The 14,844-nt window shown below is 72.3% G+C and carries 14 protein-coding genes and 1 pseudogene; 6 read left to right on the top strand and 9 right to left on the bottom strand.

Going from position 1 to position 14,844, the window contains the following annotated elements:
• The first annotated feature begins 98 nt into the window (after nt 1-98).
• Nucleotides 99-515: a phage holin family protein gene (locus ACIRC0_RS19755; protein ID WP_403617425.1), complete on the top strand. Its 417-nt coding sequence runs from the start codon at nt 99-101 to the stop codon at nt 513-515.
• Nucleotides 516-880: 365 nt separating this feature from the next.
• Nucleotides 881-1,090, top strand: coding sequence for a hypothetical protein (locus ACIRC0_RS19750; RefSeq protein ID WP_403617424.1), 210 nt, complete (start codon nt 881-883; stop codon nt 1,088-1,090).
• Nucleotides 1,091-1,194: 104 nt separating this feature from the next.
• Here the strand turns inward: ACIRC0_RS19750 and ACIRC0_RS19745 are convergent, their stop codons facing one another.
• The 7 genes from ACIRC0_RS19745 to ACIRC0_RS19715 all read right to left on the bottom strand — a co-directional run bounded on the left by ACIRC0_RS19745 (nt 1,195) and on the right by ACIRC0_RS19715 (nt 8,295).
• Nucleotides 1,195-1,944, bottom strand: a complete 750-nt coding sequence (locus ACIRC0_RS19745) for an SDR family NAD(P)-dependent oxidoreductase (RefSeq protein ID WP_403617423.1) — start codon at nt 1,942-1,944, stop codon at nt 1,195-1,197.
• Nucleotides 1,941-2,912: a fumarylacetoacetate hydrolase family protein gene (locus tag ACIRC0_RS19740; RefSeq protein ID WP_403617422.1), complete on the bottom strand. Its 972-nt coding sequence runs from the start codon at nt 2,910-2,912 to the stop codon at nt 1,941-1,943. The genes ACIRC0_RS19745 and ACIRC0_RS19740 overlap by 4 nt, the downstream gene beginning before the upstream one ends.
• 107 nt (nt 2,913-3,019) lie before the next feature.
• Nucleotides 3,020-3,958, bottom strand: coding sequence for a VOC family protein (locus tag ACIRC0_RS19735; protein ID WP_403617421.1), 939 nt, complete (start codon nt 3,956-3,958; stop codon nt 3,020-3,022).
• A 22-nt stretch (nt 3,959-3,980) separates the two neighbouring features.
• Nucleotides 3,981-5,030, bottom strand: coding sequence for an amidohydrolase family protein (locus ACIRC0_RS19730; RefSeq protein ID WP_403617420.1), 1,050 nt, complete (start codon nt 5,028-5,030; stop codon nt 3,981-3,983).
• On the bottom strand, nt 5,027-6,187 hold the full coding sequence (locus tag ACIRC0_RS19725; RefSeq protein ID WP_403617419.1) for an FAD-dependent oxidoreductase: 1,161 nt from the start codon (nt 6,185-6,187) through the stop codon (nt 5,027-5,029). Before ACIRC0_RS19725 ends, ACIRC0_RS19730 begins: the two co-directional genes overlap by 4 nt.
• Before the next feature lie 174 nt (nt 6,188-6,361).
• Nucleotides 6,362-7,336 carry a cyclase family protein gene (locus ACIRC0_RS19720; protein WP_403617418.1) on the bottom strand — a complete coding sequence of 325 codons (975 nt, stop codon included), beginning with the start codon at nt 7,334-7,336 and terminating at the stop codon, nt 6,362-6,364.
• Nucleotides 7,315-8,295, bottom strand: a complete 981-nt coding sequence (locus ACIRC0_RS19715) for a fumarylacetoacetate hydrolase family protein (RefSeq protein WP_403617417.1) — start codon at nt 8,293-8,295, stop codon at nt 7,315-7,317. Before ACIRC0_RS19715 ends, ACIRC0_RS19720 begins: the two co-directional genes overlap by 22 nt.
• Nucleotides 8,296-8,417: 122 nt before the next feature.
• Here ACIRC0_RS19715 and ACIRC0_RS19710 point away from each other — a divergent pair, with 122 nt between their 5' ends.
• Nucleotides 8,418-9,356: a LysR family transcriptional regulator gene (locus ACIRC0_RS19710; RefSeq protein WP_403617416.1), complete on the top strand. Its 939-nt coding sequence runs from the start codon at nt 8,418-8,420 to the stop codon at nt 9,354-9,356.
• 319 nt (nt 9,357-9,675) lie between these two features.
• Here the strand turns inward: ACIRC0_RS19710 and ACIRC0_RS19705 are convergent, their stop codons facing one another.
• The gene (locus ACIRC0_RS19705; protein ID WP_403617415.1) at nt 9,676-10,950 is read right to left on the bottom strand and encodes an MFS transporter; all 1,275 of its coding nucleotides are present in this window, start codon (nt 10,948-10,950) and stop codon (nt 9,676-9,678) included.
• A gap of 383 nt (nt 10,951-11,333) precedes the next feature.
• Here ACIRC0_RS19705 and ACIRC0_RS19700 point away from each other — a divergent pair, with 383 nt between their 5' ends.
• Complete coding sequence (locus tag ACIRC0_RS19700; RefSeq protein WP_403617414.1) at nt 11,334-12,734, top strand: MFS transporter; 1,401 nt, start codon at nt 11,334-11,336, stop codon at nt 12,732-12,734.
• 460 nt (nt 12,735-13,194) lie between these two features.
• On the opposite strand, the pseudogene ACIRC0_RS19695 reads toward ACIRC0_RS19700, so the two are convergent.
• A pseudogene (locus ACIRC0_RS19695) lies at nt 13,195-13,398 on the bottom strand (RidA family protein); the annotation flags it as partial.
• A 27-nt stretch (nt 13,399-13,425) separates the two neighbouring features.
• Here ACIRC0_RS19695 and ACIRC0_RS19690 point away from each other — a divergent pair.
• Both ACIRC0_RS19690 and ACIRC0_RS19685 read left to right on the top strand, forming a co-directional pair.
• Nucleotides 13,426-13,623 (top strand): cupin domain-containing protein, encoded by a 198-nt coding sequence (locus tag ACIRC0_RS19690; protein ID WP_403617413.1) that lies wholly within the window; start codon nt 13,426-13,428, stop codon nt 13,621-13,623.
• 418 nt (nt 13,624-14,041) lie between these two features.
• Entirely contained in the window at nt 14,042-14,773 is a 732-nt protein-coding gene (locus tag ACIRC0_RS19685) for an SOS response-associated peptidase (protein ID WP_403617412.1), read from the top strand.
• The last annotated feature ends 71 nt before the right edge of the window (nt 14,774-14,844 follow it).

Below are 14,844 nucleotides of genomic sequence, written 5' to 3'. Positions count from 1 at the left end.
GTCGTCGTGTCGTCACGGCCTGAGCGGGTACTGCGGGGAGGTGACTCACGGCCGTCGGCCCCGGCGGGAACCCGAGGAACGAGACGGAGGCGGCAGCGATGCGGATGCAAGGCGACGACTCGGCGGAGGGCAGGAGCCGAGTGGGCGACGCGGCGGCGCGGCTGGCCCAGGACACCGCGCAGCTCGCTCGCCACGAGATACTCGCGGTGCAGAGCGAGGTCAGGGCGGCGCTGCGCCGGATCGGAGCGGGTGGTGCGCTGCTGAGCGCCGCCGGGGTCTGCGGCCTGCTGGCCCTGTGGTCGGCCCACGAGACGGCCCTGCGGACACTGGAGCCGGCCCTGCCGGGCGCCCGCGCACCGGCCGTACTGACCTGCGCCTACGCCACGGGCGCCGCCACGCTGGGCGTCGCGGCCCGCAACCGGGTACGCGCCGCCGGCCAGGCGTCGGCGGACGCACTGGACCGGGCACGGGAGGCCGTTCCGACGGGGGTGCGAAGGGGCGAGGGGAGCGACTGAGCGGGGCCGGCGCACGGGCCGGTGGGGTCAGCGGCCCGGAGTGCGGGGCTGCGGTGAGCCGGCGCGGGCGCCGAATCGGGGCGAGTCGGAGGGCTCGGGCACGCCGGGCGTTGGGCCGTTCGGGTGGTCGCGCGGGAGTCGGTGCGGCGCGTATGCGGGGCGGGAGCGCGTGCGGGGTGCCGGGGTGGCAGGCTGCGGGGTCGGGTCGGGGCCGTCCGGGTCAGGGGGGTGTCCGACGATTCGCGTCGCCCGCCCGGCGGGAATCCTCGGACGCCCCCAGCCCCGGCCCTGCCGGGCGGCACCACGCTCGCGCGCCGTGTGGGCCGTCGGTCCATGGACGGCGCGTACGGAAGGAAGGGGTGTCCGTGGAGATGATCCCGGTCGACTCCGAACCGGCTCGCTCCGGTACCGCGTTCACCGAGCCGGCGTACCGACGGGTGCGAGCCGCGCAGGGCGGCAGCGCACCGGTCGGTGACGCGACCGCCTGGGACCTGTTCCGCATGGCCTTCGCCTCGGTCGCCCCGCCGGGCGCAACCCGCCCGCCCGCCGCGGGCAGCGGCTGCCGACGCCCGTGACCAGGGTCCGACCATGCTGGTCGGACCGGCCGGGCCGCCGCCGTATCGACGGCTGCCTCGTCGTCGACGCTCTGTAGCCGGGCCAGGAGAGGGAAAGCGAATCTTCAGGCGTCCTCGCGCAGGGCGTCCGCGATCGGCTTGGCGCCGCCGTGTGCGGTGAGGCCGCCGTCGACCGGGATCTCGGCGCCGGTGATGAAGGACGCGTCGTCGGAGAGGAGGAAGGTGACGAGCGGGGTGATGTCGTCGACGGTCCCGGTGCGGCCGAGCGGTGTCCCGAGGAGGTTGGCCTCGCGGAACGCGGGAGCGGCGGAGGCGGTCATCTCGGTCTCGATGAAGCCGGGATGGATGCTGTTCACGCGGATGCCGCGCGGTCCCAGTTCCATGGCGGCGGTCCTCGACAGGCCGCGCAGGGCCCACTTGCTGGCGGTGTAGGCGACCGGGTAGTGGGCGGTCAGGGCCGCCGACGAACCGATGTTCACGATCGACGCCCCCGCCCGCATCAGCGGCACCAGGTGCTGGATGCCGAGGAGCGGCCCGGTGACGTTGACGGCGTGGACGCGGGCCATGTCCTCGGGGCGTACGTCGTCCATGCGGGCGCGCCAGGTGACGCCCGCGTTGTTGACCAAGCCGTGCACCTGCCCGTACGTCTCGCGCAGGTCGGCGGCGAGGCGGGCCCAGTCCTCCTCGCTGGTGACGTCGAGGCGGCGGCAGCCGGGGGCCTCCGTCGCGTCGGTGGCGATCACGCGGGCGCCCTCGCGGTTCAGCGCCTCGGCCTCCGCGGCGCCCTGGCCTCGGGCCGCGCCGGTGACCACGACGACCTTGCCCGGCAGCCTCTTGGCGCGGAGGTCGGTCACGGTCGCTCCCGCAGGCGGAGCCGAGCGGGCGGAACCGGCACCGGGGCAGGGCCGGCCACCACGGTGTTGGAGACGCTGCCGATGCCTTCGACGGTGAGCGTGACCAGGTCGCCGGGCTTCAGCGGCGGCGGGTCCTGCCTGCCGCGTACGCCCCACAGCTCAGCGAGGCAGCCGCCGTTTCCGCAGGTCCCGGAACCGAGCACGTCACCGGGGCGGACGACGGTGCCGCGCGAGGCGTACGCGGTCATCTCCTCGAAGGTCCAGCTCATGTTGGACAGCAGGTCCTTGCCGACGACCTCGCCGTTGATCTCGGCGGTCAGCGCCAGACGCAGGAAGCCGTCCGTGTCCCGGCAGGGCTCCAGCTCGTCGGCGGTGACGAGATACGGGCCGAGGGTGGTGGCGGTGTCCTTGCCCTTGCAGGGGCCGAGGCCGACCTTCATCTCTGCCGACTGCAGGTCGCGGGCCGACCAGTCGTTGAAGACCGTGTAGCCGACGATGTGGTCGCGGGCCTGTTCGGGGATGAGGTCGCGGCCCTCCTTGCCGATCACGGCGGCGACTTCCAGCTCGAAGTCCAGCACCCTCGAGCCCGGCGGCACGGGGATGTCGTCGTGCGGGCCGTACACCGCGTAGGGGTTGGTGAAGTAGAACGTCGGGGCCGCGTACCACTGCTCCGGCACACCGGCGGCCCCGTCCACGGACCGCCGTACGCCCTCGACGTGTTCCTCGAAGGTGACGAAGTCCCGCACGGTGGGCGGCTGGAGCGGCGGAAGCAGCCGCACCTCGGAGACATGGGGGCCGGGCGGGGCGTCGAGCACCGCGGCGCCCGCGTCCAGCAGTCCGGGCAGGCCGCTCAGGTCGGCGAGCAGTCCGGTCAGGGAGCGGGCCCCTGGCAGCGGGTGGAGCGTGCCGTCCTCTTCGACGACGGCCACTTGGCGTCGGTTGCGGTGCTCGTAGGTGGCGAAACGCATGGCGGTTCCTGTCGGCGGGAGGGCGGGCACTGGGCGAGCCCGGGGGCGCGGCGGGCAGTCAGGGCGACAGGGGATCGCCGCGCCCCCGGTGACCGGGGCCTCGCCGGTCAGACCGGCGGGGCGACGAAGCAGCCGCGGTCGACGTCGTTGAACGACTCCTTGGCGACCATCTCGTTCATCGGGTTGGCGGTGCCCCACTGGTCGGTGACCTCGGGCTGGGAGAAGTCGTAGACGTGCGGGTGCCAGGTGTCCTCGTCGAGGAGTTCCAGCTCGGTGGTGTACTCGACGGTGTTGCCGTGCGGGTCGAAGAAGTAGGAGAAGGTGTTGTCGCCCGCCATGTGCCGTCCCGGGCCCCAGATCTTGCGGACCCCGGCGCGCAGCAGGCGGCCGGTGCCGCGCATGTACTCGTCGATGCCGCGCAGCTCGAAGGAGATGTGGTGCAGGGAGGTGTGCGGGCCCTGCGCGATGGCCATGGAGTGGTGCTGGTTGCTGATCCGCATGAAGTGCATGACCTCGCCCATGTGCGGAGAGCTGAGGGTGTCGGAGAGGCGGAAGCCGAGGTGGCGCTCGTACCAGTCCCGGGTGCGGTTCAGGTCTGGGGAGTTGAGGACGACGTGCGACAGCTTGACCGGGATGGACTCCTTCTCCTCGATCCTGCGGTGCCGGCGGGCCTCGACATCGGCGGAGACCTCGATGGTGCGCCCGTCGACGTCGAAGAAGCGGAAGCCGTAACCGCCGCCGGGGGTCTCCACCTTCCCCGGCTGGGAGAGCGGCTGAACGCCGACCGCGAGGAGTTGCTCGGCCAGGGTGTCCACGTCCGCCGCGCTCGCGGCACCGTAGGAGACGAGGTCGAGGCGCTTGTCCTCGGCCTTGCGGAGCCGTACGACGTACTGCTCGGGGCTGCCCTCGGCGGCCAGGAAGGAGATGCCGGAGTCCTCGGCGACCTTGGTCAGGCCCCAGACGCCGGAGTAGAAGTCGAGCTGCTTTTCGTAGTCGGGCACGGCCAGGTCGACGTGCCGCAGGTGGGTGAGCAGACGTGCGCTCATGGTCGTTTCCTCCTGTGCGGGGTCAGGTCAGGCGCAGCAGCGCTGTCGCGTTGCCGCCGCGCACGGCGTGGAAGTCGGCGTCGGGCAGCCGGGCGGCGCGCAGTGCGCCCACCGGGTCCTCGGTGCCCATGTCGAAGGGGTAGTCGGACCCGAGCAGGACCCGGTCGGCCCCGGCGGCCTGGATCAGCGCCCGCAGCACATGGGGGTCGTGGACGAGGGAGTCGAAGTACAGGCGGCGCAGGTAGGTGCTGGGCAGGTGGGCGCAGCCGCCGCCCGCGTCGGGGCGGGTGGACCAGGCATGGTCGGAGCGGCCGATGTGGGTGGGCAGGTAGCCGCCGCCGTGCGACGCGATCAGCTTCAGTTCCGGGTGGCGGTCCAGTACCCCGGAGAAGATCAGGTGGGACAGGGCGACGGCGTTCTCGGTGGGCTGGCCGACCGTGTTGGACAGGTACCACCGGTCCAGGCGCTCGTCGAGGGTGCAGCCGAAGGGGTGCAGGAAGAGGATCGCGCCGGTCTCCTCGGCCCGGGACCAGAAGGGCTCGTACGCCGGGTCGGACAGTTCGCGACCGGGTGCGTGGCTGGAGATCTCCACACCCAGCAGCCCCTGTTCCAGCGCGTGGTCGAGTGCTGCCACGGCCTGGTCGGGATGCTGGAGGGGCACGAGTCCCAGCCCGCGCAGCCGGTCGGGTGCGGCCGAACAGTGGGCGGCAGTCGCCTCGTTGGCGAGCCGGCACAGCTTCTCGGCCGTCTCCTCGTCCGTCCAGTAGTGGTAGTGCGAGGGGGACGGGCTGACCAGTTGGACGTCCACGCCCTGCGCGTCCATGGCGGCCAGCCGCACGCCGACGTCGGTCATCCTCGGTATGCGCTCGCGGACCATCGGAGCGCTGACGGCCAGCGCATCGGGCCCGTTGCGGCGGGCGTCGAGCGCCTTGGCCTCCTCGAGCCCCGGCAGGTCCGCCACCAGGGTCTCGACCTCCGACAGCAGGACGTGAGCGTGCACGTCCACGGTCGGGGAGGGGCGTGCGTCAGCGCTCCATGAGGGGTGATGGTCGGGTGACGGGCGGGAGGTCACGGCCGCTCCTTGAGGAAGCTCATCGTGCGGACCATCAGCCCCGGCACGTCGCCGCGCACGCCGTCCAGCTGCCACTGCCCGAGCTGCACGGAGGCATCGACGACGGTCCGCACCCGGGGGACGCGGCGCTCGTAGTAGGCCTGGAACAGCTCGTCGTCCCAGTCCCGTCCGCAGGTGAGGAGCTCGGCGAGTACGGAGGCGTCCTCCAGGGACATGGCCGCGCCCTGGGCGAGCGTGGGCGGGCAGCAGTGCGCGGCGTCACCGATCAGCACGACGCGGCCGCGATGCCAGGAGCCCTCCACCAGCAGCCGGTCGAACCACGTGTAGTTGACCTTCTCGGGGTCGGTGATGTGCCGGGTGATCTCCGTCCAGGCGCCGCCGTAGCCCTGTGCCAGGCGGCGCATCTCGGCGGCGTAGTCGGCCGGGTCGACGGACTCCCGGTGACGGCACCCCTCGACGACGTACGCGTAGATGGTGTCCTGGCCGGTGGGGCAGTACCCGGCGATGTAGGCCGGGCCGCCGTAGGCGAGGTCGGTGCGCATCACGCCCTCGGGGCGCGGCGCGGCCACCCGCCAGATGGCCATGCCGGTCGGTTCGGGCTTGTCGGTGATCCCGATCGTCGCGCGGGTCGCGGAGTTCAGGCCGTCGGCGGCGATCACCAGGTCGTAGCGGCCCTCGGTGCCGTCGCCGAACCGCACCGAGACCCCGTCGGCGTCCTGCTCCAGGGCTGTGGCGGTGGTGCCCAGGCGGACGGTGGCGCCGGAGGCGCGGACGGCGTCGATGAGGATCTGCTGGAGTCGGGGGCGCTGCATGCCGAGGGTGGCGGGCAGGTCGTCGCCACCGGTCCGGATGTCCTCGGCGACGTGCAGCACGGTGCCGTCGGGGGCGGTCACACCCACGGAGCCGAAGGCGAATCCGCTGGCCTCCACCTGCTCCCAGACGCCGAGTTCGCGCAGGACCCTCAGGGCGTTGCCCTGCAGGGTGATGCCGGAGCCGGTGGTGGCGTTCCAGTCGGGCTTGGCCTCGATGAGATCCACGGCGATGCCGGCGCGGCGCAGGAGGACGGTGACGGCGTTGCCGGAGGCGCCTCCTCCGACGACGAGGACGGTGCGGGTACTTCCGGCCGGAGGCTGGGGGAGAGTGCGGCTGTCTGCCATGGCGGGGATACCTCTCGAGGTCGGCCGCGCGGCTTCGGGCGGCTGGGGTGCGGCTCGCCCGCTCCGAGTGCGGGCCAGGTGGGCTGACGGGTCACCCGCAGCGGGTGGTGCGGTGGTGCGAGCCGGGTGCGCGCGCCCGCTGGCCGGGACGCGGCGCACCCGGGCGGCTCGCCGCTACTTGACGGCTATCGGGTTGACGGGGGAGCCGACGGCTCCGGTGATGGGCAGGGGCGCGGCGGTGAGCCAGAACTCGTACACGCCGTCCGCCGCGCAGTCCTCGGCGAGCGCGTCGAGATCCCACATCTCCCCGATGAGCAGGCCCATGTTGGGGATGGCGACCTGGTGCAGCGGCTGGAAGGCGTTCTCGAACTCGTTGGGCCGTACCTCGAATCCCCACGTGTCGGTGGCGATCGCGGCGATCTCGGTGCCGTGCAGCCAGCCGGCGGTGCTGAAGGACAGGCCGGGCGCGGGCCCACCGGCGTAGTCGCCCCAGCCGTCGCGCTTGGCACGGGCGAGGTGACCGGTGCGGACGAGGACGATGTCGCCGCGGCCCACGGTCACTCCCTGCGCCTCGGCGGTCGTGGTCAGATGCTCTTCTGTGATGGCGAACCCGTCGGGCAACTCGCCTGCCTCGCCGACGACTTGGCCCACGTCCAGCAGCACCCCGCGTCCCGCGACACACGGCGCCATGTGCTCGATGCCGGTGACGAGATCGCCGTCGGAGGTGACGACCCTGTCGGCCCGGCGCCCGTTCCAGGCGAAGCCGTGGTCGAAGATGTGCCCGAGCCCGTCCCACTGGGTGGAGCACTGCAGCGGCATCGCGATCACGTCGTCGGCGCCGCCGATCCCGTGCGGGAAGCCCTGGTTGCCGAGGGCGGCGTCGGTGCCGGTGTCGAGCATGGTGTGCACCGGGTTGGTCCGGCGCCGCCAGCCCTTCTGCGGGCCGTTCATGTCGAACCGCTGTGAGAGGGAGAAGCTCACCCCGCGCCGGACCAGAGCGGCGCCCTCGCGTCGCTTGTCCTCGCTGAGGAAGTTGAGCGTGCCCAGGACGTCGTCGTCGCCCCAGCGCCCCCAGTTCGAGTACGCCTTGGCGGCCTCGGCGATCGCGCCCTCCGGGTCGTGCCGGTTCACACCGCCTCCCGCACGCATCGGGTGCGCTGCGCGCCCAGCCCGGTGATGGAACCCTCCATGACGTCGCCGTCACGCAGCAGCCGGCCCCAGTGGATTCCGTTGCCCGCCGGGCTGCCGGTCAGCACCAGGTCACCGGGCAGGAGCCGGGCGCTCTGGGAGACGTACGACACCAGCCGCGCCACGCCGAAGAGCATGTCCTTGGTGGTCTCGTCCTGCATGGTCTCGCCGTTGAGCTTGAGGGTGACCCGCAGGTCGCCCGGGTCGGCGATCGACTCGGCCGGCACGAGCCACGGGCCGAGCGGCGTGAAGCCGGGCGCGTTCTTGCTGCGCAGCCAGTCCGTGCCGATGGCCGGCATGTCGCGGCGGAAGACGGTGGCACGGTCGGTGAGGTCGTTGGCGATGGTGTAGCCGGCGACGTACTCCAGGGCCTCCTCGACCGGCACGCGATGGGCGGCCCTGCCGATCACGGCCGCCAACTCGAGCTCCCAGTCCGGCTTTTCGGCCCACGCGGGCAGGACCACGTCGTCGTACGGACCCGTGAGGGCGCTCGGCAGGCCGATGAACACGTAGGGCAGGTCCTCGGCGGCCCGCCGGTCCATGAGGGCGGCGATCTCCGCGCGTACCTCCTCCACCGTGCGGGAGTCGTCGGGGGCGCGGTGGGCGACCTCCAGGTCGATCACGTGCTGCCGGTAGTTGGCGCCGGACTGGAAGATCTGCCGCGGCTCGACCGGGGCGTGCACCCGCAGGCCCTCCAGCGGCCGCCAGTCGAGGGCGTCGTCGTCCGCGAGGGAGTGCAGGACGGGGAGGGTCTCCTCCCACCGCTCCAGTACGGCACGCACACCGGACGGCGTCCAGTCCAGGACCCGGCTCAGGTCCAGCACCCGCTCCTTGGCCAGCAGTCCGGGGAACGGCCCGCCGTCCGGGGCGGAGAACGTGCCGAGCGCGAACGGGCCGACAGGTTGCACGAGTGTTGCCATGAGATGTCCTCCCGCTGGGTTGCGGTCTACTCTGGCCCCGATCGGCCAATCACGGAAATCAATCCTGTAAATGCGTCGAATCCATGCCATGGATGGTTTTCTCGTTGCTTAGGCGGTGCCCGGTGAACCTGTCCCGACTCGACCTGAACCTGGTGGTCGCCCTGCGCGCGCTGCTGGAGGAACGCAACGTCACCCGGGCCGGCGAGCGCATCGGACTGAGCCAGCCCGCGATGAGCGCCGCACTGGCCCGGCTGCGCCGCCATTTCGACGACGAATTGCTCGCCCGCACCGGCAACGCCTACGAGCTGACCCCGCTCGGGGCCGCCCTGCGCGACCGCAGCGCCACCGCATGCGACCTGCTGGAACGCGTCTTCTCCAGCCAGGCCGACTTCGACCCGACCGCCGAGACCCGCGAGTTCACCCTGCTCGCCTCCGACTACGGTGCGGCCGTGTTCGGCGCCGAACTCGCCCGCACCGTGCACCAGGAGGCGCCCGGGATCCGGCTCACCTTCCAGCACCCGGCGCCGTCCGTCGTCGAGAACACGGCCACCGTGCTGAGCACCGTCGACGGACTGCTGATGCCGCACGGCGTGATCGACGGCTTCCCCACCGTCGACCTCTTCCAGGACCGGTGGCTGTGCCTGGTGGCGGACGACCATCCCGAGGTCGGCGACGAGCTCACGCTCGACGAGCTGGCCCGGCTGCCCTGGGCCGTCTACCAGCGCCCCTTCGACGCCCCGGCCGCTCGGCAGCTCAGCATGATCGGCATCAGCCCCCGGGTGGAGGTCTCCGTGCAGACCTTCCAGCTGCTGCCCCACATGGTCGAGGGCACCCGCCGGGTGGCGATGATCCAGGAGCGGCTGGCGCGCAGAGCGGTCTGCTGCGCCGCCGTGCGCGTCCTGCCCTGTCCCTTCGAGGCGGTGCCGGTGCAGGAGGCGCTGTGGTGGCACCCGGTGCACGCCCAGGACGCGGCCCACATCTGGCTGCGGCAGAAGGCCGCGGAGGTGGGCGCCACGCTGGCGGGCCACGATTCGAAACGGCCGGCGGCCAACCGACTCTGACACCGGCGAGGCGGCGGCCCGTGAGGAACGGGAACCCGCCCGTGCGGGCAGCGGTGACCGGCCCGTGCCCGCCTCGCCGTCGTACCGGGGGAAGGGCGAACGAGGCGGGCGGACCGCGGTCGGGCGCGGTCCCGACACGGACTCGGCGCCCGAGGCCTCCGATCTGACGGGAGCGCCGCCACCGCCGCGGCCTCGCATCGGGGGCGCCGCCTCGGACGTACTGCGCCGCCCGCCGAGCGGCAACGCTGCCATCGCGAGCGGAGGCGGGTGGAGACGCGGCCCGTGGCGTCGTCGGCGGTCGGGCCCACCGGCGTCCCGCTCAGGCCAATTGTTCGGGCAGCGGCCGGGTGTCCGTCGCGGCGGCGCGGCGACGGACCGCCGTCATTCCCGCCGCGACGACCGCGGCGGCCAGCCCGAGGACGCCCACCGCTCCGGCGAGACTGCCGACGGCCGACTCCACGGCGAGCAGGACCAGCGGGCAGACGAACTCGCCGGCGAAGAAGGCCGCCATCCACAACCCCGTGCCCCGGCCGCGGTCCTCGAACGCCAGCCGTGACATGGCGCTGGTGAGGAGGGCGGGCAGCAGCATGCCGGTGCCCACGCAGTTGACCACGGCACCCACGACCAGCAGCGGGACGCCTCCGGCGAGGAACATCACCCCGAAGCCCGCCGCGCAGATCGCGAGGACGGCGGGCAGCACAGGGTCCGGGGAGCGCTTCAGCCGGGCGAAGGTGACCGCTCCGGCCACGGTGGCGGCGCTGGCGATCGCGGTGGCCAGGCCGATCACGGCGGAGTTCGTCATCCCCAGGTCGTCGAGCAGGTACGCCATCTCCACGGGGACGGTGTAGAAGACCATCGCTCCGAAGAAGGTGAGGGCACAGATGCCCGACGACCGCCGCCAGGGGAACGGTCTGCGACTGCCGACCGTCGCCGTCTCGGCTCGGGCCTCCCCGGCTGACGCACGGGCGGCCGGGTCGGGGAGGGCGGCGGCCATCAGCGGGGCGAGCACCAGGCTCACTGCGTAGACCCAGAAGGGCACGCGCCAGCCCGCCGACCCGGCGGCGCCGCCGAGCACGAAGAAGGCGGTGGCCGACGCGGAGGCGCACATGGTCTGCAGCGCCAGGTACTTCACCCGCCGCTGACCGGTGTAGTAGTCGCCGATCAGTGTGGTGCAGCAGGTCATGATGGCGGCCTCGGTGACACCGACCAGGACTCGGCCGGCGATGATCGCGCCCAGCGAGTCCAGCCAGAGGGGGGCCGTACCGAACACGGCGTACAGGACGGTCGTCACGACCAGCAGGCGCTTGCGCCCCAGCCGGTCCACGATCACTCCGGCGAACGGAGCCAGCACCGCGAGCGCGAGCGCCGGAACGGTCAGCGCGAGGGGGACCAGCGCCTTGGCCCCCGGGGTCGACGCGAAGTGGTCCTGCATCTTCGGCAGTACCGGGGCGATCAGCACCGCCCCGAGGATCGGCAGACAGCTGCCCGCCATCAGCAGGGCCACGCGCAGCAGATGGGCCGGGCCCGTCACGGCGACGGGCGACGGAGCGGCGTCATCGACCGCGGCGGGAGGCAGGGGCACGGAACCGGGCATGGCGACTCCAGGGGACGGTGTACGGAGCAGGCATGCCTCGACGGGCGCCGACGGCCCCAGGGCATGCGGAGAGGCGAGGGCCGCACACCTACGGCTGATCCGGACAAAGGGCGTGCGGGGTAGGGACGACTATGGGCCGTCCGAGGGCCCGCGGCCATCCTCCGCACGATCCGAATCCCGTATCCGGGTCATCCACGCCGTGGATGGGGAGGGCGGGGCGGGTGCAGGCAGTCGGTCTGCGCGCCCAGAGATCACCGACGCGCACCAGGCCAGGGTCGGCCAGGTGGCGCCGGCTCGGCTGATCACCCACTACGGCGACAGCGTCGCCGCCACACCAGAAGCCTCAAAGCCGCACCCATCATGCGCGGCGCCGCAACGCGGAGTTGCCCGCGTTCGGGGTGCTGGTCCTTCTGGCGGGCGCGTTCCTGCCGATCATGGACTTCTTCATCACGAACGTCGCCCTGCCCAGCATCGACACCTCGCTGCACGCCTCGGCGCCCTCGCTGCAGTTGGTGATCGCCGGATACGGCGTCGCCTATGCCGCCCTGCTGGTCCTCGGCGGACGGCTGGGCGACCGGTACGGCCGTCATCGGCTGTTCCTCGCCGCTCTCATCGGGTTCGTCCTGGCCTCGCTGGTCTGCGGACTGGCGCCGAGCGTCGGTCTGCTGATCGCGGCCCGGATCATTCAGGGGGCCACCGCGGCGCTGTTGGTGCCGCAGGTGCTGGCGACCTTCCACCACACTCTCGAAGGCGAGCGCAAGGCGCGCGCCCTGGCTCTGTACGGGGCGACCTCGGGCATCGCCGCGGTCGTCGGCCAACTGGTGGGCGGGCTGCTGGTCAGCGCGGACATCGCCGGCGCCTCCTGGCGGCCGATCTTCCTGGTCAACGTGCCCATCGGGCTGATGGTCCTGCTCGTCGCCGCCCGTATCGTGCCGGCCACGCGTTCCGAGCACCCGGTCGGCATCGACCTGCCCGGCACGGTTCTGTTCGCTGCCACGCTCGTCGCCCTGCTCGTCCCGCTGACCGAGGGGCACTCGCTCGGCTGGCCGTGGTGGACTTGGCTGCTGCTCGCCCTGGCCGTTGCTCTGGGAACCCTCGCCTACGGGGTGGAGAATCGGGCCGAGCGGCGCGGCGAGGTTCCGCTGCTGCCGCCGTCGCTGCTGCGGTTGCCGTCGATGTCCCGCGGGCTGGTCATGGTGCTGGCCTTCAGTATCGGCTTCGGGGCGTTCATGTTCGTCTTCGCGCTGACCGTCCAGGACGGGTTGCACGCCGACGCCCTGCACGGCGGCCTTGCGATCCTGCCGATGGCCCTGCTGTTCTTCGCCGGCTCCGTACTGGCGCCGCGGCTGATCTCCCGTTTCGGGCGGGCTGCGATGTCCGCGGGTGCCGTGCTGCAACTGGCCGGGCTGGCCTGGCTGGTGGCGACCCTCCTGGTGGACTGGCCGCACGTTTCCCTCTGGGCCATGGCCGCCCCCCTGGCCCTGGCGGGGGCCGGACAGTCGATGCTGTTCGCCGGCCTGTTCCGCAGTGTGCTCGCCGACGTTCCCGCCCACCTCGGCGGCATCGGCAGCGGCGCGCTGATCACCCTGCAGCAGAGCGGGCTCGCGCTCGGCGTGGCCACGCTCGGCACCCTGTACATCGGCCTGGCGCCGCGCGGCACCTCACACGCCTTCGCCGTCGTGGAGTCCGTGCACATGGGTATCGTCGCCCTCCTTGCCGTCGGCGTCGCCGCGCTGCCTCGCTTCACGCAGGCGGCCTCCGACGTTTTGGTGGCCGAAGCCTGAGGCCGGACGGCTGCCGCCGAGGCGGCGGTACGGCGCCGGGCGTGCAGGCCGCGTCCGTCGCCGCCCCGGTCGGGGAGAGCCATGACGACCACGCCAGAACGAGCCCCGGAGGTTGGGGGGAGCCCTCGGCGGACCGGCAGCCGCTTCGACGTCCAGCAGGGTTTCGTCCCCATCACCTGCCGCGGCCTGGTCGGCTCGGACCAGACCGGCTTGCCGCGCCGGCTCGGGGAGTTGCCGTCGGGTACGGAAACGGCATGGCCGGATGGACTCCGCCGGGTGTCTCGTGCCGGACGCGGACACATGGGCGGCCGGTGCGGAGGCGACGGCTTACCTGCGTCCGCAATCAGCGGGCCCTGCGGTGAGGCTAGGAGCGTGGGTCAGTAACTGTGACTGAGCACGCGGGTTGGCCGCTGAGCGCCGTAGTTGGCCATTTCGGCGCTCAGTGGCAAAGAGCACCTGTTCAGTCGAGGACCGCGGTGGCTTCGATCTCGACCAGATGGTCGGGGACATCCAGTGCCGCAACGCCTATCAGCGTGGTCGGCGGGGCCGGGGTGATCCCCAGCTTCGCGGCTGCCCGGGAGATCCCTTCCAGGAGCGGGGGCATCTTGTCGGGGGTCCAGTCGACGACGTAGAAGGTCAGCTTCGCCACGTCGTCGAAGGAGCCATCGCGGACCTCATGGAGCCCGACGGCATGCACACGTCGCCGACCGTCGACTACGGCATCGTGCTGCAGGGCGAGATCTTCCTCGAACTCGACGACGGCCACTGCACCCCGCTCTCGGCCGGAGACATCGTGATCCAGAACGGCACCTGGCACGGCTGGCGCAACCGCAGCGGCGAACCAGTCACGATGGCCTTCGTCCTCATCGGTGCCGAGCACGCGGGCTGACTGGGCCGAAGCCGCGGACAACGCCGTAGCCCGTCCATGGGCTTCGGACGTTCCGCTCTTCTCGACTGCATGCCTGTCTCCGGGTACCGGGTCGGCCGGCCGGCAGGCTTGCGCACGCCGTCGATCCCAGCCTTGTAGCACTGGACCCTGTCGACGGAGCGACCAGAGAAGCGCACTTGGAGGGCGCCCGGCTCTCCGGCGTCGCTGCGAGGGAAGAAGCGGCAGCGGTCTGCCAGTCTTGGACGTGTCCAGGTGGCCGGCGCACAAGAGCATCAACGCGACGGCGGACACGTACGGGCACCTGACCCCGGACGCCACCGGCCGGGCGGTCGAGGTGCTGGATGTGCGCTGACCCGGCACCGTGCTGACCCGGTGCGGCACGAGCCAGCGTTTTCGCAGGTCGGAGGAGTGGTTTCATATGTGCGGCCGATATGTCTCCACCCGGGGCCCCCAGGATCTCGTACGACTGTTCAGGGTCACCGACTGGGACGAGCGGGACGACCTGCCGCCGAGCTGGAACGTCGCTCCGACGGACGAGGTGTGGGCGGTTCTCGAACGCGCCCCTCGCGGCTCGGGAGCCGTCCGGCGGCAGTTGCGCCCGCTGCGGTGGGGCCTGGTGCCGTCCTGGGCGAAGGACCCGAAGATCGGCGCCAGGATGATCAACGCGCGGATGGAGACGGTGCACGAGAAGCCCGCCTTCCGCCTGGCCTTCCTCAGGCGGCGCTGTCTGCTGCCCGCCGACGGCTTCTACGAGTGGCAGCAGGTGCCGGCCGGCGGCAAGGCCAAGGTCCGCAAACAGCCGTACTTCATCAGCCCGCAGGACGGCCAGGTCATGGCCCTGGCGGGGCTGTACGAGTTCTGGCGCGACCCGTCGGCGGCCGAGGACGACGACTCCGCCTGGTGGACGACCTGCACCATCCTCACCACGGAGGCCACCGACGCCGCGGGGCGCATCCACCCTCGGATGCCGCTGGCCGTCGCCCCCGGCCACCAGGACGCCTGGCTCGACCCCGCGCACCAGGACCCGGCCCGGCTGCGCGCCCTGCTGAACCCTCCGGCCGACGGCCGTCTGGACGCCCGCCCCGTCTCCACGGCCGTCAACGACGTCCGGAACAACGGCCCCCAACTGCTGGAGCGAGCCGAGGCGTAGGCTCCGACGGCACGACGCCCGTCGGCGCATTCGCTCGTATGCTGTCCCCGAATCGCTCAAACGAACATTCA

It is taken from the genome of Streptomyces sp. NPDC093984 (assembly GCF_044764595.1).
GTDB classification, from domain to species: domain Bacteria; phylum Actinomycetota; class Actinomycetes; order Streptomycetales; family Streptomycetaceae; genus Streptomyces; species Streptomyces cynarae.
The sequence above is the reverse complement of the archived record's forward strand: the minus strand, read 5'-3'. Positions and strand labels throughout refer to the sequence as shown.